At 66.0% G+C, this 18,422-nt stretch carries 17 protein-coding genes; 12 read left to right on the top strand and 5 right to left on the bottom strand.

Annotated features, from left to right (window positions below; all coding sequences use genetic code 11):
• Positions 1-79: 79 nt before the first annotated feature.
• Positions 80-1,060, top strand: coding sequence for an NAD-dependent epimerase/dehydratase family protein (locus tag ACWA1Q_RS13030; protein WP_463757921.1), 981 nt, complete (start codon positions 80-82; stop codon positions 1,058-1,060).
• A 10-nt stretch (positions 1,061-1,070) separates the two neighbouring features.
• On the opposite strand, the gene ACWA1Q_RS13025 is transcribed toward ACWA1Q_RS13030, so the two are convergent.
• The 5 genes from ACWA1Q_RS13025 to ACWA1Q_RS13005 form a co-directional block, all read right to left on the bottom strand.
• Positions 1,071-2,150, bottom strand: coding sequence for a threonine aldolase family protein (locus ACWA1Q_RS13025; RefSeq protein ID WP_463757919.1), 1,080 nt, complete (start codon positions 2,148-2,150; stop codon positions 1,071-1,073).
• Positions 2,151-2,190: 40 nt separating this feature from the next.
• Positions 2,191-2,730, bottom strand: coding sequence for an SRPBCC domain-containing protein (locus ACWA1Q_RS13020; RefSeq protein ID WP_463757918.1), 540 nt, complete (start codon positions 2,728-2,730; stop codon positions 2,191-2,193).
• Positions 2,731-2,802: 72 nt separating this feature from the next.
• Positions 2,803-3,153: a hypothetical protein gene (locus ACWA1Q_RS13015; protein ID WP_463757917.1), complete on the bottom strand. Its 351-nt coding sequence runs from the start codon at positions 3,151-3,153 to the stop codon at positions 2,803-2,805.
• 99 nt (positions 3,154-3,252) lie between these two features.
• Positions 3,253-4,365 (bottom strand): ABC transporter permease, encoded by a 1,113-nt coding sequence (locus ACWA1Q_RS13010; protein WP_463760870.1) that lies wholly within the window; start codon positions 4,363-4,365, stop codon positions 3,253-3,255.
• A 5-nt stretch (positions 4,366-4,370) separates the two neighbouring features.
• Complete coding sequence (locus tag ACWA1Q_RS13005; protein ID WP_463757915.1) at positions 4,371-5,255, bottom strand: ABC transporter ATP-binding protein; 885 nt, start codon at positions 5,253-5,255, stop codon at positions 4,371-4,373.
• 124 nt (positions 5,256-5,379) lie between these two features.
• On the opposite strand from ACWA1Q_RS13005, the gene ACWA1Q_RS13000 reads away from it, so the two are divergent.
• The 11 genes from ACWA1Q_RS13000 to ACWA1Q_RS12950 all read left to right on the top strand — a co-directional run bounded on the left by ACWA1Q_RS13000 (position 5,380) and on the right by ACWA1Q_RS12950 (position 18,414).
• A complete protein-coding gene (locus ACWA1Q_RS13000; protein WP_463757913.1) occupies positions 5,380-6,582 on the top strand; it encodes an MFS transporter in 1,203 nt (400 codons plus the stop codon).
• 140 nt (positions 6,583-6,722) lie between these two features.
• Positions 6,723-7,799, top strand: a complete 1,077-nt coding sequence (locus ACWA1Q_RS12995; RefSeq protein ID WP_463757912.1) for a LacI family DNA-binding transcriptional regulator — start codon at positions 6,723-6,725, stop codon at positions 7,797-7,799.
• Positions 7,796-8,728: a carbohydrate ABC transporter permease gene (locus ACWA1Q_RS12990; RefSeq protein ID WP_463757911.1), complete on the top strand. Its 933-nt coding sequence runs from the start codon at positions 7,796-7,798 to the stop codon at positions 8,726-8,728. Before ACWA1Q_RS12995 ends, ACWA1Q_RS12990 begins: the two co-directional genes overlap by 4 nt.
• Complete coding sequence (locus ACWA1Q_RS12985; RefSeq protein WP_463757909.1) at positions 8,725-9,564, top strand: carbohydrate ABC transporter permease; 840 nt, start codon at positions 8,725-8,727, stop codon at positions 9,562-9,564. The genes ACWA1Q_RS12990 and ACWA1Q_RS12985 overlap by 4 nt, the downstream gene beginning before the upstream one ends.
• A gap of 42 nt (positions 9,565-9,606) precedes the next feature.
• Positions 9,607-10,902 (top strand): ABC transporter substrate-binding protein, encoded by a 1,296-nt coding sequence (locus ACWA1Q_RS12980; RefSeq protein WP_463757907.1) that lies wholly within the window; start codon positions 9,607-9,609, stop codon positions 10,900-10,902.
• A 71-nt stretch (positions 10,903-10,973) separates the two neighbouring features.
• Complete coding sequence (locus ACWA1Q_RS12975; RefSeq protein WP_463757906.1) at positions 10,974-12,143, top strand: ADP-ribosylglycohydrolase family protein; 1,170 nt, start codon at positions 10,974-10,976, stop codon at positions 12,141-12,143.
• Positions 12,140-13,507 (top strand): ADP-ribosylglycohydrolase family protein, encoded by a 1,368-nt coding sequence (locus ACWA1Q_RS12970; protein ID WP_463757904.1) that lies wholly within the window; start codon positions 12,140-12,142, stop codon positions 13,505-13,507. The genes ACWA1Q_RS12975 and ACWA1Q_RS12970 overlap by 4 nt, the downstream gene beginning before the upstream one ends.
• Complete coding sequence (locus tag ACWA1Q_RS12965; RefSeq protein WP_463757902.1) at positions 13,504-14,436, top strand: ribokinase; 933 nt, start codon at positions 13,504-13,506, stop codon at positions 14,434-14,436. Before ACWA1Q_RS12970 ends, ACWA1Q_RS12965 begins: the two co-directional genes overlap by 4 nt.
• Entirely contained in the window at positions 14,433-16,370 is a 1,938-nt protein-coding gene (locus tag ACWA1Q_RS12960; protein WP_463757900.1) for an SUMF1/EgtB/PvdO family nonheme iron enzyme, read from the top strand. The genes ACWA1Q_RS12965 and ACWA1Q_RS12960 overlap by 4 nt, the downstream gene beginning before the upstream one ends.
• Entirely contained in the window at positions 16,367-17,554 is a 1,188-nt protein-coding gene (locus tag ACWA1Q_RS12955; RefSeq protein ID WP_463757898.1) for a CaiB/BaiF CoA transferase family protein, read from the top strand. Before ACWA1Q_RS12960 ends, ACWA1Q_RS12955 begins: the two co-directional genes overlap by 4 nt.
• Entirely contained in the window at positions 17,551-18,414 is an 864-nt protein-coding gene (locus ACWA1Q_RS12950) for an HpcH/HpaI aldolase/citrate lyase family protein (RefSeq protein WP_463757896.1), read from the top strand. Before ACWA1Q_RS12955 ends, ACWA1Q_RS12950 begins: the two co-directional genes overlap by 4 nt.
• Positions 18,415-18,422 lie beyond the last annotated feature (8 nt).

Raw genomic sequence — 18,422 nt, 5'->3', positions numbered from 1 at the left:
AACCTGCGCCGCTGTCAAGGTTTTCGGGGAATTTGTCGCGAAGCCCGCGAAATCTGGCAGATCGCGAGAGGATGGGCGCATGACTGCAAAAAGTGTCCTGTTTCTCGGTGGTACCGGCATCATCAGTTCGGCTTCGGTGGCGCTCGCCGCCGAACGCGGCTGGGAGGTCACAGTCCTCAATCGCGGTGAGTCGACGAAGCGGCCGCTGCCCGACGGTATCGAGACGCTGCAGGCAGACGTCCGCGACACGGATGCCGTGACACACGCCATCGGCGACCGCCGGTTCGATGTCGTCGCCGACTTCCTGAGCTTCACGCCCGACCAGCTGCACCTTGAGACCTTCCGTGACCGCACCGGACAGTACGTGTTCATCAGCTCAGCGTCCGCGTACCAGACGCCGCCGTCCCGCCTGCCCATCACCGAGTCGACCCCGCTCCGCAACCCGTTCTGGGAGTACTCGCGCAACAAGATTGCATGCGAGGACATGCTCGTCGCCGAGTACCGGGAGGGCGGCTACCCGATCACGATCGTGCGCCCGTCGCACACCTACGACCGCACAGCGCTCCCGACCCTCGGCGGATGGACCGACATCGACCGAATGCGACGCGGAGCACCTGTCGTCGTGCACGGCGACGGCAGTTCCCTCTGGACGATCACGCACACGCGGGACTTCGCCGTCGGATTCGTCGGACTGCTGGGTCATCCTGCAGCGCTCGGAGAGTCATTCCACATCACGGGCGATGAGGCACCGACCTGGGATGCCATCTATCGCGCGCTTGGCGCAGCCGCCGGCGTCGAACCGGATCTCGCGCACGTGACGAGCGACGTGATCGCCGCGGCAGCTCCCGACCTGGGAGCCGGCCTGCTCGGTGACAAGACGAATTCGAGTGTGTTCGACAACAGCAAGCTCAAGGCCCTCGTCCCTGACTTCGGCCAGCGCACGCTCTTCAGCGACGGTGCTCGCGAAATCGTCGAGTGGTACGACGCCGACGAGTCGCGCCGGGTCGTGAATGCCGACACGGATGCCCTGTTCGACCGGCTCCTCGCCAACCGCGGCTGAGCGCTCGCGGTCAGTCGCGCTCCGGTACCAGCTCCGCTTGGATCCCGGCGACGAACGCATCGATGTCGGCTTCGGTCGTGTCGAATGAGGCCATCCAGCGCACTTCGTTCTTCGAAGCATCCCAGTCGTAGAACCGGAACTGTTCGCGCAGCCGGTCGGCGACCCCGGGCGGCAGGGTCGCGAACACCGCGTTCGACTGTGTGGGCTGGCTGAACTCAAGCCCCTCGATGGCGCCCGCCGAGACGAGCTCATCGAGCGAGCCGCGAAGGCGGGCGGCCATCGCGTTGGCGTGTGACGCCGAGCGCAGCCACAGGTCGCCCTCCAGAAGCGCGATGAGCTGGGCCGAAACGAAGCGCAGCTTCGACGCCAGCTGCATGTTGAGCTTGCGCAAAAAGATCAGACCGTCGGATGCCGCGGGGTTGAGGACCACGACCGCCTCACCGAACAGCAACCCGTTCTTGGTGCCGCCGAACGAGAGAACGTCGACACCGGCGTCGGTCGTGAAGTCACGGAACGGCACACCGAGCGCCGCAGCAGCGTTCGAGAGGCGCGCGCCGTCCATGTGCAGCTTCATGCCGTGGCGATGCGCGTGTCTCGCGATCGCCTTCACTTCGTCGACGCTGTAGAGAGTGCCGAGCTCCGTGGACTGCGTGATCGAAACGACGAGTGGCTGGGCGCGGTGTTCGTCGCCCCAGCCCCATGCCTCCTGGTCGATCAGCTCGGGGGTGAGTTTGCCGTCCGGGGAATCGACGGTGAGCAGCTTCATTCCGCCCACGCGCTCAGGCGCACCGTTCTCGTCGACGTTGATGTGTGCGCTGGATGCCGAGATGACGGCGCCCCAGCGGGGCAGCATCGACTGCAGCCCGACGACGTTCGCGCCGGTGCCGTTGAAGACCGGGAACACCTGCACGTCGTCGCCGAAGTGCGAAGCGAAGACCTGTCTCAAGCGGGTCGTGTACACGTCAGCGCCGTACGCCGTCTGGTGGCCACCGTTGGCGGAGGCGATCGCTTCGAGAACTTCGGGGTGCACGCCGGCGTAGTTGTCGCTGGCGAATCCGCGGGAGTTGGGGTCGTGCAGAATTTCGGTCACCCCTCTAGTTTTGCGCAGAATTTCGGAGAACGACTGCGCGTCACTCATCGAACAGGTCGGTGTATTGCTCCTGCAGCGAATCCCAGCCGTGCAGCCGTGCGTCTTCGCCGACCATCCGCGGTATCTCGACGCCTCCCGCGACAGCGTCGAGTGCGGTCAGGCACAGGTGCCAGCCGGCAGCGTAACTCGACGCGGTGGCCCGGTCGTCGAAGGTGTGGCTGAGCCGAAGGACGGTGCCGGATGCCGTTGGCGCCACCTCGATGTCGAGAGGATCGCCGCCCCAGATGAGCGACAGCATCCGTTGTGGGGAGACCGTCACGATGGTGCCGATCGAGTCCTCGGAGTCGTCGTCTTCCGCGCGCGTCACACCGGCTTCGGGCAGGGCGACGAACCCGGTCTCGGTGAGGTCCCGATCCGGGTCGAACGGCGCCCACCGACTAACCAGGGTGCGATCCGTCAGGACGGCCCAGATCACGTCGGTGGGGTGAGCAAGTGTGCGCTCGATCGTGACGAGCCAGCGCGAACCGAGGTTGGCGAGGCTCGCTTCGACCGGATGCTGCGGGAGTTGCGACGTCGACATAAAACCCTCCTTGGTGGCGAGTTCCAGTCTGGTCGGCGCGGCATCCCTCGTCCAGATCGGCTACGGCCCGGTTCAGCCGAACAGCGCAACCAGGATGGTCGGGGTGAGTAGCGCCCAGGTTGCACCGAACACGACGCCCGTGGCGATTCCCCACACCGACAGTGCGGTGTGGGCGGGCTCGCGGCCAAGAGCGATCATGCCGAACACGAGCGCGGCGATCGGTGCGAGAGCCGTGAAGCCAACCAGCAACGAACCGAGACCGAGCACCAAAGCTGTGACGCTGAGGCGCTTCGGTCCCGGTTCGAGGTGAACCGGCTCGGGGATCCGAGCCGGGCTGACCATGGCGTGGTAGCGAAGCGGATTGAGCTGCCTTTGTCGTTCTCTTCGGGTGAGAGCGGTTTCGGGCGCAATGGAAGATGTCATGACGGTCCTTTCGGGTCAGACCGGGTGATGTCCGCAGACTATTCCTGAGTGATGCTCATGTCACGGACATTCCCGGAAATGACCCCCGAAGAGGCGGCGTCAGCTCTTGAGTGCCTCGCCCCACTTCACGCGGGCGCCCATCTTCAGCAGCGAGTTCTGGTAGATCCTCGAGCCGACCCAGATGCACGCGACCGTCGTCAGCGCGAGGATCACGAGGGAGAGGATCGGCTCCCACCAGGCGGCCGTTCCCAGGAACAGGCGTACAGGCATCCCCACCGGCGCTGAGAACGGGACGTACGACATGATGGCCATCACCGTCGGGTTCTCGTTGAAGAAGATCACCGCGAAGTACGGGAGCATGATCATCATGGTCACCGGCGTGGTGGTGGAGCCGATGTCCTCCATGCGCGACACCATCGACCCGGTCGCCGCGAACAGGGCGGCGAGCAGAACGAAGCCGATGGCGAAGAAGGCAACGAACCAGATGATGGGCGTGCCGAGTCCGCTCAGCAGGTCGGTCTGCCCTGTGATGGTCAGGCCGATAATCGATAACGCGGCTATGACGGCGATCTGGCCGAACGCGAGGATCGAGTTGCCGAGTACCTTGCCCGCCATGAGAGCGTGAACCGGAATCGCCGACATGAGAATCTCGACCACACGTGTCTGCTTCTCCTCGACGACGTTCTGGGCGATGACAGAACCGAATGTCATCGCTGACATGAAGAAGACGAGTCCGAAACCAAGAGCGACGAAGTAGGTGATGAGCGGGTTGGTTGCGTTCTCGTCGAGGAGCGTCACCGGCGGTGAGATGCTCAACTGGCCGATGAGCCCGCCTGGCGCGCTCGTGTCCGCGATGATCCCGATGCCAAGTGGTGTCGATGTGTCCGGCACGATTGCCGCGTCGACGGTGCCGTCGCGCACGAGCTCCCGAGCCTCATCGACACTGGACGTTTCGGTGATGTCGAGGGCTGCCCCGGAGGGGATCGCTTCCGCTGCCGTGCCGACGACGGCAACGGGCGTCGTTTCGTTCGCCGCGTTCTGTGCCGCGAAGCCGCCGATGACGATCGATGCGAGCACCAGCAGCAAAAGGATGCCCGTGGAGATCAGGAATGCCTTGCTGCGCAGCCGTACGGTGATCTCGCGTTCAGCGACGAGCCACGTGCTCTGCGCGATGCTCGGCGCTGCGGGCCGTGTCGTCGGCGTCGTAGTCATGGTGCTCATCGGATGACCTCCTTGAAAATCTGTGCGAGTGACGGATGCTGCGGGGAGAACGTCGCGACGTCGCCGCGACCAATGGCGTCACGGAGAACGGCCTGGGCCGTTGATTCGGTGTCGACGTCGAAGAGGGCGTAACCACCGTCGAAATCGACGACACTGACTCCGGGAACGGACCGGAGCCAGCCGGCATCCCCGCTCGAGATGAGTTCGTAGCGCAGGGTCGAATGTGCGGCGCGCAGTGATTCGCGGGACCCGTTCGCGCGGATCGACCCGTTCGCGATGATGACGAGGTCATCACAGAGGCGTTCGACGATGTCGAGCTGGTGCGACGAGAAGAGCACAGGGGCGCCGGAGACGGCACGGTCCTTGAGCACGCCGACGACGACGTCGACGGCGAGAGGGTCGAGCCCGGAGAATGGCTCGTCGAGGATGAGGACCTCGGGATCGTGTACGAGCGCTGCTGCGATCTGTGCGCGCTGCTGGTTTCCGAGGGAGAGACTCTCGACCGTTGAGCCTGAGCGCTCGGTGAGGCCGAGCTGTTCGAGCAGAGCGCCGGCGTTCTTCTTCGCCGCTGCTGATGACAGGCCGTGGAGCCGGGCGAGGTAGATGAGTTGCTCTTCGACCTTCATCTTCGGGTACAGGCCGCGTTCCTCGGGCATGTAACCGAAGCGTCGGCGGTCTTCCGGGGTGAGCTTCGTGCCGCCGAGGGTGATGGTTCCGCCGTCCGACGCGAGCACGCCGAGGATGATCCGCATCGTTGTGGTCTTTCCGGCGCCGTTGCCGCCGACGAACCCGGTCATTCTGCCGGGGATGACGTCGAAGTTCACGTCGGTGAGCACCTGGGCGGTGCCATAGCGTTTGTCGACGTTTCGGATCTCGAGCATGCTGCCTCCTCTGGGACGATGACTCAACGGTACGGCCGGGCGGTGAGGGGAGGCATCCGCCTGTCGGGGGGTCTTTTGACGGGTGCTTTCTCCGCCGAGCGGGGGAGCCGCATACGCTGGGCTGGTGCCTCGATTGTCCTTCCCGCGTCTGACGAGCATTCGTCGTCTGCCGCGCGACGTTCTCGTGCTCGGGGTGATCGCGTTTTTCGTGATGGTGGGTTTCGGCGTCGTGGTTCCGGTTCTGCCGGTGTACGTGCGCAGTTTCGATGTCGGCTACCTCGAGGTCGGTGCCGTGGTGTCGGCGTTCGCGCTGATGCGGTTTGTCGCGAGCCCGTTCTGTGGCCGGCTCATCGACTGGATGGGTGAGCGCACGCTGCTCGCGATCGGCATCGGGATCGTCGCCCTCTCGAGTGCGCTCGTCGGCCTGGCCGGGAGCTACATCGAGATTTTGTTGCTGCGCGGGGCAGGCGGCATCGGGTCTGCCATGTTCACCGTGTCGGCGATGACGCTGCTCCTGCGATCGACGCCCGCGTCGAGCCGAGGTCGTTCGGTCGGGTTTTACCAGGGCGGATTCCTGCTCGGGGGCATGGCCGGGCCGGCCATCGGAGGGGTGCTTGCGACGGTGTCGCTCACGGCGCCGTTCTTCTTCTACGCCGGGACGCTCGCGGTTGCCGGGCTCGTCGGACTTCTTCTCCTGCAGCGTGGCGCCGTCGACGACTCGGGTGCGACCGTCCCGGCCGACCTGCCGTTGCGCATCGTTCTGCGGGACCCTCGCTTCCGTGCCGCGTGCCTCGCGAACTTCGCGAACGGCTGGACCTCACTCGGGGTGCGCAGTGCCCTCATCCCGGTGCTCGTCGTCGAGGTGCTCTCGGGAACCGCGGCGTGGACCGGTGCAGCCTTCGCCATTGCTGCGGTCGTGCAGACGGTCGCACTCGGACCCGCCGGTCGCTTTGTCGACACCGTCGGCCGCAAACCCGCGATCCTCGGCGCTTACACCGTCGCGGCTGCGACGATCCTCGCGATCTCGATCGCCCCGAACTTCGCGATTCTCACCGTGCTGTTGTGCGTCTACGGGATCGCTGCCGCGTTCATGGGCACTGCCCCGGCTGCCGCGGTCGGGGACGCAACAGCCGGAGCGCGCGGCGGCCGACCGGTCGCGGTGTTCTCGATGACGAGCGACCTCGGTGCGATCGCCGGACCGCTCGTCGCCGGCTGGCTCGTCGACGTGGCATCCTTCCCCGCCGCCTTCGGCGCTGCGGCGGTATTCCTGCTCATCGCCGCGCTGTCTGCGTTGCGGATGCCGCGTGAGGCTCCGCCGACGGACTAGGCGCCGCAATCGATCGGCCAGAGGGCCTCCCGCAGGTCGTGCGCGTGACCTCGACATCCGTCAGGCGTCTTGACATCGAGACGTATCGGTGGCATCTTCGAAATCGTTGGAAACGTTTACAGTCCGCTCAAAGGAGAGCCTTGGTTCGTGTCACCATCACCCAGGTCGCCGCTCATGCCGGCGTCTCCGTGGCGTCTGCCTCACGCGCGCTGAACGGCCAGATCGCGAGCGCGGAGACGATCGCGAAGGTGGAACACGCGGCGGCCACACTCGGCTATGTCGCCGATGCGACGGCACAGTCCCTCAAACGCGGCCGCACCAAACAGCTCGCCTATGCCGTCGCGGACATCGGAAACCCGGTGTACGTCGAAATGATGAGCGTGATCGAGCGTGTGGTCTCCGCATCCGGTTACCGCCTGGTCCTCTCGTCGACGGGCACCGCGTCATCGTCGGTCGACGTCGTGCGCGACCTCGGACGCGGGTACGTCGACGGCATGATCCTCTCGCCGCTCCGGGTCACCGACGAACTCCTCACGGCGCTCGCCAAGACGCCGACACCTGTCGTCGTCCTCGGTCGTTTGCCCGACGACGTGAACCTCGATACCGTGCGCGCAGACTCGCTCACGGCGATGCGGCTCGTCGTCGGTCACCTGGTTGCCGAGGATCGCCGGGACATCGCCTTCGTGAACGGACCCGTGGACACGACACCCGGCGCTTTTCGCCGCGATGGTTTCGCCGCGGCCGTCCTCGCGCATCCGCTTCTCACGACGCGCAGCGTCGATGCCCAGGACTTCACGATCTCGGCGGGGTACGCCGCCGCGCGCCGCGTTCTCGAGGGCGACCGGCGTCCTGACGCCATCGTCGCCGCAAACGACCTGATCGGCATCGGTGCCATTCGAGCGGCCGAAGACCTCGGACTGCGGGTCCCGCAGGACATCGTCGTCACCGGAATCGACAACACGGAGCTCGCTGGAGTGGTCAGGCCTGGACTGACGAGCGTCGACCTCGGAGCAGAGGAGCGCGGCCGCGTTGCCGCCGAACTCCTGCTTGCCCGCATCGCTGAGCCGTCTCGTGCTGCGCATACCGTCACCGTCGCACCGTCGCTGGTCGTGCGCGGATCGTCGGTTCACCGCCCCAACACGCAGGGCAACGCCGCATCTCCGGCAGACCGCAGTACCGAAGCCACCGGGCTCGGCGAAGAGAGGGCAGCCGGATGAGCAGTGTCGTCACAAAGGTTCCCCGGCAGACGAAGCGGATAGGTCATCGTGCCCGCGCGCAGCGCCGTGAGGCGATAGCCCTCGTCATCCCGGCCCTGCTGCCAATCATCATCTTTTCCGTCATTCCGCTCGCGAGCGGTGTGGCCCTCGGCTTCACGGATGCCACGCTGAAACGCAACGCCGAAATCAACTTCATCGGGCTCGGCAACTTCATCGAACTTCTCGACGATCACCGCTTCTGGGGGTCTTTTGGGATCGGCATCGTCTGGGCCGGCTCGGTGGCGCTTCTGACCCTCGTCTGCGCGATGGCACTCGCGCTGCTGCTCAACAGTGATCTACGGCTGAAGGGGCTCACCCGTGTACTGGCGCTGATCCCGTGGGCGATGCCACCGGTCGTGATCGCGATCGTATGGCGGATGATTTACAACCCCAACTCAGGTCCGCTCAATGGCGCGCTCGAAGTGTTCGGGATTCCCGGCGTCAACTGGCTTGGCGACTTCTCGACGGCCCTCCCGGCGGTCATCGTGGTGGGCGTCTGGTCAGGCATTCCTCAAACCACCGTGCTTCTGCTGGCCGGCATGCAGTCCATCTCGGCAGAACAGCACGAGGCTGCGGCCGTCGACGGCGCAGGTGCATTCCGCCGCTTCTGGCACATCACCCTGCCGAGCCTGCGTCCCATCATCATCGCCGTAACGGCGCTCGACTTCATCTGGCAGTTCAACTCCTTCGGACTCATCTATGTACTCACCGAAGGCGGCCCAGGCGGGCGCACGATGATCCCGCCGCTGTTCACTTACCTCGAGGCGTTCCGTAACCGCGAAATCGGGTACGCGTCGGCGATGGGCGACGTGCTCGTGATCGCCATCATGCTCATCCTGTCGCTCTATCTCGTCAATCAGTTCCGCCAGTCGAAGGGATCACGCGCATGACCATGAAGCGCCCCTGGTACGCAACGGTGCTGATGTACGTAGCACTCGCGATGTTCCTCTTTTTCCTCGGTTTTCCGCTGCTGTGGCTTTTGTCCGCCTCGTTCAAATCGAGTGGAGAGCTGAACTCGCTGGCCGTGAATCTGTTGCCGGCGGAGTGGGACTTCAGCAACTTCGGTGCGGCCCTCGAACGCCAGAACCTGCTGCTCGCGGCAGGCAACTCGCTCTTCGTCTCCATCGCGACGATGGTGATCACCGTGCTGCTGTCCATGCCGATGGCCTACGCGCTCGCTCGCCTCAAGGGGCGCCTGCGAGCCGCGGGCACTGTGTGGATTCTCACCAGCCAGGTGTTCCCATCGATCCTCATCATCATCCCGTTGTTCCTGGTACTGCGCGCCATCAGCCTGAACGACACCCTGCTCGGCCTCATCCTGGTTTACGTCACGTTCACGCTGCCCTTCACCCTTTGGATGCTGCAGGGTTACGTCGCGGCGATCCCACCCGAGCTGGAAGAAGCGGGAGAGATGGACGGCGCTTCACGCATCACCATTCTGCGGACGATCGTTCTTCCTCTGCTTGCACCCGGTCTCGTTGCGACGGCGATGTTCACGTTCGTCTCGGCGTGGAACGAGTTCTTCCTGGCTCTTGTGCTGCTGCAGAGTCCGGAGCTATACACGCTGCCGATCGCCTTGCGCTCATTCCTGGGCGCCGAAGGACAGACCCAGCTCGGACCGCTGGCCGCAGGCGCGATCCTCGCGACCATCCCGTCGCTCATCATTTTCAGCATCCTGCAGAAGAAGCTGACCGGCGGAATGCTCGCCGGCGCAGTCAAAGGCTGACCCGGCCTACCAAGGGGAATCACAATCAGAAAGGCGAGCAACATGAAGAGAATACGAGGCATTGGAGCCGTCGCGTTCGCGGGCGCGGCGGTCCTCGTCCTGAGCGGATGCCAGCAAGGCAGCGCAACCAACAGCGGAGACGGAGGCGACGACGGTGCAGTCACGCTTCAGTTTCAGTCGCTGTCCGACCAGCCAGCGACGCAAGCGGCTGTCAAGGCGATCGTCGACGACTGGAACGCGGAGAACTCCGACGTTCAGGTCAAGATCGTCCAGGCGGGATGGGACGGGACGTTCGACAAGCTCGTTACGCAGTTCACCGGCGGAACGGCACCGGACATCATCCACTATGAGGCAAGCTCGATCGTCTCCTTCGCGGCCGATGGCTATCTCGCCGATCTGACTGACTACATCGATGGGGACCTGAAAGCGGACATCTCCGAGGGCATCTGGGACTCTGTCACCCAGAACGACGAGATCATCGCGTACCCGTCGACGCTGCAGTCCTACATGGCGTTCGCCAACGCGGACCTTCTCGAGGCCGCCGGTGTCGAGGTTCCCACCGGGGACTCGATGACGTGGGATGAGCTTCAGGACATCGCGAAGGCGACCACCACAGGCGACGCCCACGGTCTTGGCTGGGGACTCGCGTCGCCAACTGCGGCGATGATGAGCCTCGCGCTCGGCTTCGACGGCACCTTCTTCTCGGGTGAGGGCGAGGGCGCCTCGATCGAGGTCGGCGACGCGGAACTCGCCGTGCCTGAGTTGGTCCACGAGATGACGTACACCGACAAGTCGGTCGATCCCACCTCCCTGACCCAATCGGGATCAGAGGTGCTCGCATCGTTCTACGGCGGCAAGGTCGCAATGACCGTGCAGGGCTCATTCCAGGCGACGAACATCGCCAACGATGCTCCTGAAGGATTCAACTGGGTGGCTCTGCCTCCGCTTGAAGGCTCCGAAGGCGCTATCCAGGCAGCGAACCCGCAGACGTACTCGGTGAACATCGATTCCGAGTATGTCGAAGAATCGGCCGAGTTCCTCAACTTCTTCATGGCTGGCGACAACCTCGCCCAGATTGCCTACGCCGATGCGCTCATCCCGTCGTCTGACGCGGCGCGCGCCGAGGTGGAGAATCTGGCCGCGGACAACCCCGCCTGGACTCAGGTGCTGGCATCAGGCGATGGTCTCGTCGGACCGCCGTTCCTCAAGGTGGAGAAGTACACCGAGTGGAAAGACACGATCGCGACGCCGGCCTTCCAGCAGTACCTGGCCAATGAGATCACGAGCGAACAGCTCGCCGCTCAGCTGTCCGACGGCTGGGCCGACATCGCCGGCTGATGACACCCCGCGGGGGCGGGCCACCGGTTCGCCCCCGCGTTTGTCGACAGCTGGAGTCAAAAGGAGAAGATATGTTCGTGTTGCAGGACCGAGTGGCCGGAGTGCTCGCAGGAGCCGCGGTGGGAGACGCCCTGGGCGGGGCGACCGAGGGATGGACTCCCGATCAAATCGAAGAACGTCACGGCGGTCGGGTCGAGGGAATCGTTGGGCCGTTCCTTGCCGACTGGAAAACAGCACGGCCGATTGCCCCGTACCACAAGGGCGATGGGCACGTCACCGATGACACCCTCATGACGCACGCGCTCGTGGAGGTATACGCCAAACGACGTCGTCATCTCGACGCTTACGACGTCGCCGGCGACCTGGTTCCGCTCATGATCGGCGAACGACGCTGGGTCCCCGAACTCGAGGACGACGCACTCATCCTGCAGCGCGTCTTTCTCGCCGAGAAGTGGATCGTCGCGAAGCTGCACTACGGCCACGCGGACCCCCGTGAGGCGGGCGTCGGCAACATCGTCAACTGTGGCGCCACGATGTACATGGCACCCGTCGGGCTCGTGCACATCGGTGACGCGCGCGGTGCATACGCCGAGGCGATCGACATCGCCGGCGCGCACCAGTCGTCGTATGGGCGCGAGGCAGCGGGAGTGTTCGCGGCGGCGGTGGCGGCATCCGCAGCCCCCGGTGCGACCATCGCCGATGTCCGCGCTGCCGTACTGGACGTAGCTCACGATGGCACCGCCGCTGCGATTCGCGCGGTGTTCGACGCCGTCGACGCTTTCATGGCCGCCGGTGGATCGGATGATCCCCGGGACCTCGCTCGCATCGTGCGCACTGCCGTCGCCCCGTTCGACACAGTGGGCGACCATTACCGCGCTCCAGCGATGGATGCCCGGCTCCCGTCACGCACCAAGTCGATCGAGGAGCTTCCGGTCGCGTTGGGCTTCGTCGTTGCCCGGGACGGGGATCTGCGGGCGGCCGTGCTCGATGCCGTGAACTACGGTCGTGACTCCGACTCGATCGCGACGATGGCCGGTGCCATCTGCGGCGGTCTCTCCGGCTACGACGCCGTCCCGAGCGAATGGGTGTCCGGCGTCACAACGGCCAGTCGGCTCGATCTCGACGGCGTGGTCGCTTCGATGACGGACGTCGTCCGCGACGTCGCACGAGCGGATGCCGACCGCGCGACGCAGCGAGCGGCGGCCCTAGCAACAGTGATCGGCCGGGAGACCGCGGCGTGAGGTTGACGTGGGCGCAACCGGAAGACCTGGTCCCCGCCGAGCTCGCCGCCCTGCGCGAGCAGGGTGTCGAGGAGAGCGAGATCGCTCCCATCGAACGGCGATGGGCGGACGGGGGCGGGTCGATTGCGCTCGCGCCTTCTGGGGCAAGTGCAGCGCCCGCTCCACCCGAGGTGCGCGCTCTGGCGCGCACAGTGCTTGATGAGCTGCAGGCCCTGCAGACGCCGAGCTCCGAGGAGCCGGACGAGTGGTCCGATATCACCGCGCTGCTCCCCGCCGCTTCATCGCCGGGCGAGGTGTCCGTGGTGTTCGCTCGCGCGCATGGAGCGTGGCTTGGCCGGTCCGCTGGGTGTCTGCTCGGCAAGCCCGTCGAGAAGATTCCTCGCAGGGGCATTGAGGAGATCGCGCGTTCGACAGGGAACTGGCCGATCCAGACGTACTTCACCGCTGTCGGTCTTCCGCCCGATATCGGGAATCGGTGGCCCTGGAACCGTCGCTCGGCACCGACCTCCCTCCTGGAGAACATCGACGGGATGCCTGAGGATGACGATCTCAACTTCCCGATCCTCACGCTCCAGCTGCTCGAGACCCATGGCGCGAACCTGACGACCGAACACATCGCCGAAGCCTGGCTGGGCGCCCTCCCCGCTGGCCGGGTCTTCACCGCCGAGCGTGCGGCGTATCGGAACATCCTCGACGCGCGGCCCGTCCCGGACACGGCGAAACATCACAACCCGTTCCGAGAATGGATCGGCGCTCTCATCCGTGCCGATGTGCATGGCTGGGCGCACCCGGGTGATGTGCGTGCCGCTGCGGCATCGGCATGGACAGACGCGCGACTGAGTCACACCCGCAACGGCATATACGGTGAGATGTGGGCTGCCGCGCTGTGCTCTGCGTCGCTCGTTGCCCCTTCCGCTGGCGAGGCTCTGGACGCTGCAGACACCGTTGTGCCGCCGGGTTCTCGCCTTGCCGCCGCCGTGCGCCTGGGACGGGAAACGGGGCGCTCGCTCGCCACTGGCGGGTTGACCGCGGAATCAGCGCTCGACGCCCTGCATTCTGCCTTCGAGGGGATGCACTGGGTGCACACCCTCAACAATGCGGCGCTCGCGGCCTGCGCTCTTGAGGCGTATGGCGATGATTTCGGCGCCGCGATCGCGTTCGCCATCGCCGGCGGCTGGGACACCGATTCGGTCGGCGCGACCGTCGGATCCGTCGTCGGCGGACTCGTCGGTGCCGAGGGAATCGGTGAGGCGTGGACCGGGCCGTTGAAAGATCGAATCTCGACCTCGATGCCCGGAGGTGCGGAGCGCTCCATCCGGGAACTGGCCGACCGTACACTTCGCCTCTCGAAAGGAATGTCATGAGCGTCGTCATCGTCGGCAGCATCAATCAGGACGTCGTCACGCGCGTCCGCCGGATTCCAGTGCCGGGCGAAACGGTACTCGCGTCCTCGCTCGTGCGCACCGGTGGAGGAAAGGGTGCGAACCAGGCCGTCGCTGCCCGTCGGGCGGGAGGAGCATCCGTCGCCTTCGTCGGGGCGGTGGGAACCGACCCGGAGGGTGAGAATCTTCGGGATGCCCTCGCAGCTGACGGCATCGACGTCTCCGGGCTGTCGCAGGTCGAAGGACCGAGCGGTATGGCATTCATCTCGGTGGACGACACCGCAGACAACACCATTGTTGTCGTGCCCGGCGCCAACGCGGCAGCCACCGCTCTGACGCCAGTTCAGCGTTCGCTCGTGTCACCGGCACGTGTCGTCCTCACACAGCTGGAAATTCCCGTCGCTCTGGTACAGGATGCCGCCACCGGCCGCGGCGCCCAGACCTGGCACCTTCTCAATGCCGCACCGTCGGCGCCATTCCACTCGGCCAGGGCGGCGCTGCTTTCCTCGGTGGATGTGCTCATCGTCAACGAGCATGAGGCGCTCGACATCACCGACGTTGACGACCTCGAGGCGGCGGTGACGGCGCTCGCACCACTCGTACGCGCGCTCGTCGTCACCCTCGGCCGTCGCGGGTCGCTCGTCGTGTGCGGAGATGAGCGCGCCGACATCGCGGCTTTCGCCGCAGACGCCGTCGACACGACCGGCGCGGGCGACACATTCTGTGGGATGTTCGCCGCTGCCCTTGCAGCATCCGGACGCGCACCCCAGAGCGCCGATATTTCATTGCTCGCAGGCGCAGCCAGGGCAGGGGCGGCTGCGGCCGCGATCGCTGTTACCCGCCCGGGCGCGCAGGACGCGGTGCCGTCAGCATGGGAGGTCGCCGCATTGACCGAGAGGACACAGGCATGAGCGGCGGATTTGACCCCCTTCACCCACGCGAGCTGGATCTGCCCACGCGGGTTCCCCTCGACGTCGATCTCTCCGAGGGAGAAGCGGCAACTGTTCTCGACGACGCCAAGATCTTCGCGGCGCCCACCGACGCGGCCGACCTCGACCGGTGGCGCGCCCAACTCGCTGGGTGGCGCGACGGTGCGAGGCGACGCCACGGAGAGCCCACCCGTTACGCCGACCCTGCGTCGGCTTGGGCAAGCAGCTGTTTCACCGTGGCGCAGACCTGGCTGTGGGACGAGCTGTTCTTCGACTTCGAAACCCAACGCTTCACCCCTGAGCGTTTTCTCGCTGATGCCCGGGAGCGCTTCGGTGGTCTCGACGGAATCGTGCTGTGGCACGCCTATCCAGTGATCGGTATCGACGATCGCAATCAGTGGGACTTCTACGAGGTGCCAGGGCTTGCCGACGTCGCCGCGGTGTTGCGTGCCGCGGGCGTTGCCGTGTTTCTCGACTACAACCCGTGGGACACAGGGACCCGTCGAGCCGGTGATGACGCGACCGAACTCGCCACGACGGTGCGCCGAATCGGCGCAGATGGCGTCTTCCTCGACACGCTCAAGAAGGCCGATCCTGACCTCGTCGCAGCACTCGACGCTGCACGAGAAGGCATCGGCCTCGAAGGAGAGTCGAAGCTCGCAACCGAGCGGATCGCCGACCACACGCTCTCGTGGGCCCAATGGTTCGCTGATTCCGAGACCCCGGGCGTCCTGCGCGCCCGGTGGTTCGAGCGCCGCCACATGCAGCATCACATCCGCCGCTGGCACCGCGATCACGCGGCCGAACTTCGATCGGCCTGGCTGAACGGTGTCGGGGTCATGGTGTGGGAGGTCGTCTTCGGCGCCTGGGTCGGATGGAACGACCGGGATGCCGCGACGCTGCGCCGGATGCTTCCCGTCCAGCGCGGGCTCCATCGCTGGCTCGTGGAGGGAGAGTGGACGCCCCTCGCCGTGCACGAGGGCGGGGTCGTCGGTTCAACTTTCGAGCTTGACGGTGTGACCGTGTTGCTTCTCGCCAACACAGCGAACGACGACGCCGTGTATGTTCCCTCCGGCACAGGATGGTCGCCGCTTCACGCCGGTGACACCGCCGAAGCGATCACGGTCCCCGCAGGCGGAATCGCCGCGGCCGTGCAGACCAGCCACGGAGCTCCATTGCCAGAGGAGCTCGGGATTGCGCAGACCGCTCTCGCTGGCCGAACCGCCGACCGGGACGCGTCGTTCCGGCACCGCACCTCCCGGCGTCTCGACGCACCCCGGTGGAACGGACCGGTCGTGCACGATGAATCGGTGTGGGGCCGACCCGTCGAGGTACCCGCCGGCGAATACACGCTCACCGTGCGATACCGGATGAGAGAGACCGGCATGTACGACGGTGCGCCCTACGTCGACGAGTGGAAGCCACTGCCTCCTCGGTTGCACGATCAGCGGACCATCGACCGGGTGGTGGCCGTTGCGCGGCCCGTGCAGGTCGCTGCCTCGGAGGTGAGCGAAGCTGATTACGCTCGCTTCCTCGAAGCGATCGGCGAGGTCGCGGACGCCCGCGACCCTGAACGTCCGGCGACGAACGTGACGTTCATGCGCGCCAGGGAGTACGCGGCCTGGGCTGGCGGCCGGCTTCCCACAGAGGGCGAGTGGCAACTCGCCGCTACCCAGCAGGATTTCACCCGCAGGACCCCGGAGGTGTGGAACTGGACCGAGTCGGAGCACTCAGACGGCCGCTCGCGATTCGTCATGCTGAAGGGCGGCAGCGCCCACTGCAGTGTGGGTTCGGACTGGTATTTCGACGGAGGGGTGAAGTCTCCTGAGTTCAGTGCGAAACTGCTCCTGCCGGGGCTCGGCCAGGATGCGTCGCCGTCGATCGGCTTCCGGATCTGCAGAGAGGATGCGCCGTGAGTGCGCTCGAAGGAGTGCGGGTGGTCGACGCGTCGACGCTGTTCGCCGGCCCCATGGCTGCGATGCACCTCGGCGACATGGGTGCCGACGTCATCAAGGTCGAGCATCCGAACCGGCCTGATCCTGCGCGCGGTCACGGACCCAGCAAGGACGGCCAGAACCTGTGGTGGAAGACGCTCGGTCGCAACAAGCGCACCGTGGCGATCGACCTGCACACCGACGGTGGGCGGGATGCGTTCCTCCGGCTCGCACAAACCGCTGACGTCGTGATCGAGAACTTTCGCCCGGGCACCCTCGAGAGATGGGGGCTCGACTACGCCGCGCTCTCCGCCCAGAATCCCGGACTGGTGCTCGCCCGCGTGACCGGGTTCGGACAGATCGGCCCGTACCGCCGCCGCCCGGGTTTCGGCACCCTTGCGGAGGCAATGAGCGGGTTCGCGTCGTCCACCGGTGAACCCGACGGCCCGCCGACTCTTCCTCCGTTCGGGCTCGCGGATGGGGTGGCGTCACTTGCGACGGCATACGCCATCATGGTGGCCCTGCATGCACGCGATCGAGGTGGCGTCGGCCAGGAAATCGACGTTGCGATCATCGAGCCCATCCTCGCCATGCTCGGCCCGCAGATCACGCGCTGGGATCAACTCGGAACGGTGCAGCCACGGACAGGGAACCGATCGGTCAACAACGCACCTCGAAATGCGTATCGAACCGCTGACGGATCGTGGGTCGCTGTATCGACGAGCGCACAGTCGATCGCCGAGCGGGTCGTTGCTCTGGTGGGCCGGCCAGACCTCGCTGATGAGGCGTGGTTCGCAAGCGGGGCGACTCGCGCTGAGCACTCGGACCTTCTCGACGACGCCGTCGGCGGCTGGATCGCGCAGCACTCGCGCGATGAGGTCATTGCAGCGTTCGAGGAAGCAGAGGCAGCGGTCGCGCCGATCTATGATCCGTCCGACATCGTCGCCGACCCGCAGTTCAACGCGCTCGGTACGATCCACCGCATCCATGATCCCGACCTCGGTGAGATGGCCATGCAGGGACCGCTGTTCCGGCTCTCGCGCGATGACGCGACCATCGCGTTCACGGGTCGGGCGCACGGTGCGGACACCGACGCCGTGCTGGTCGAATTGGGCTACACCGACGACGAGCTCGCGGCCCTGCGTGCTGACGGGAGCATCGTATGACTCAATTGACCATGGTCGCGCTCTACGCTCCGGCAGACCGACCGGAGCGGTTCGAAAAGGCACTCGACGCCGGGGCGGACGCCGTCATCGTCGATCTCGAGGATGCGGTCGCCGCATCGCGCAAGGCGGACGGCCGGGCGGCGCTGAGCGACTTCGCGGCGAAGTGGGGGGCCCGTGGCGAACGGGCACCCACGGTGCAGGTGCGAGTCAACGGGTCCGGATCGGCCGCGCACGACGCCGACCTGGCGGCGATCACCGAACTCCCGATCGCATTCGGCGTGCGCTTGCCGAAGACCCAATCGGCCGAGGACGTCGCAACACTCCGTGCCGCACTTCCGGGCCGCGAGGTGCACGCCCTCCTGGAATCGGCGATCTCGATCGAGCGCGCGTTCGAGATCGCCTGCTCGGGTGTCTCCTCGATCGCAACCGGTGAGGCCGATCTCCGAGCCGAGCTCGGCGTTCCTACGGGGCCGGACGGGGAGGCGGGGCTCGCCTGGTCGCGCAGCCGTATCGTCAATGCCGCCGCAGCGGCCGGGCTCCCGGCGCCTTTGATGGCCGTCTTCGCCGATGTTGCGGATCTCGATGGTCTGGAAGCGAGTTGCCGTGCTGGCCGAGCGCTCGGTTTCGCCGGGCGAACCGCTGTGCATCCGCGCCAGCTCGATGTCATCCGCACAGTCTTCACACCAGATACAGCCGACATTGCCCGCGCGCAACACATCGTCGACCGCGTGCGTTTCGCCGCTGCCGACGGCACCGGCGCATTCGTGCTCGACGACGGCACGTTCATCGACGTCGCGATGGTGCGGGCCGCCGAGCGTGTTCTGCGGCAGGCAGGGGTTCGGCGCGATCTCCAGAGTTGACGGCCCAG

The organism is Mycetocola sp. TRD_SC_2 (assembly GCF_055361225.1).
Note: the sequence above shows the minus strand (reverse complement) of the source record. Positions and strands in the feature narration are given on the sequence as shown.

Coding starts and splice junctions, on each gene's coding strand:
- ACWA1Q_RS12980 (WP_463757907.1), top strand. CDS start 9,607: ATGAAGAGAATACGAGGCATTGGAGCCGTCGCGTTCGCGGGCGCGGCG.
- ACWA1Q_RS12950 (WP_463757896.1), top strand. CDS start 17,551: ATGACTCAATTGACCATGGTCGCGCTCTACGCTCCGGCAGACCGACCG.
- ACWA1Q_RS13020 (WP_463757918.1), bottom strand. CDS start 2,730: ATGTCGACGTCGCAACTCCCGCAGCATCCGGTCGAAGCGAGCCTCGCC.
- ACWA1Q_RS12960 (WP_463757900.1), top strand. CDS start 14,433: ATGAGCGGCGGATTTGACCCCCTTCACCCACGCGAGCTGGATCTGCCC.
- ACWA1Q_RS12965 (WP_463757902.1), top strand. CDS start 13,504: ATGAGCGTCGTCATCGTCGGCAGCATCAATCAGGACGTCGTCACGCGC.
- ACWA1Q_RS13005 (WP_463757915.1), bottom strand. CDS start 5,255: ATGCTCGAGATCCGAAACGTCGACAAACGCTATGGCACCGCCCAGGTG.
- ACWA1Q_RS13030 (WP_463757921.1), top strand. CDS start 80: ATGACTGCAAAAAGTGTCCTGTTTCTCGGTGGTACCGGCATCATCAGT.
- ACWA1Q_RS12990 (WP_463757911.1), top strand. CDS start 7,796: ATGAGCAGTGTCGTCACAAAGGTTCCCCGGCAGACGAAGCGGATAGGT.
- ACWA1Q_RS12975 (WP_463757906.1), top strand. CDS start 10,974: ATGTTCGTGTTGCAGGACCGAGTGGCCGGAGTGCTCGCAGGAGCCGCG.
- ACWA1Q_RS13010 (WP_463760870.1), bottom strand. CDS start 4,365: ATGACTACGACGCCGACGACACGGCCCGCAGCGCCGAGCATCGCGCAG.
- ACWA1Q_RS13015 (WP_463757917.1), bottom strand. CDS start 3,153: ATGACATCTTCCATTGCGCCCGAAACCGCTCTCACCCGAAGAGAACGA.
- ACWA1Q_RS12985 (WP_463757909.1), top strand. CDS start 8,725: ATGACCATGAAGCGCCCCTGGTACGCAACGGTGCTGATGTACGTAGCA.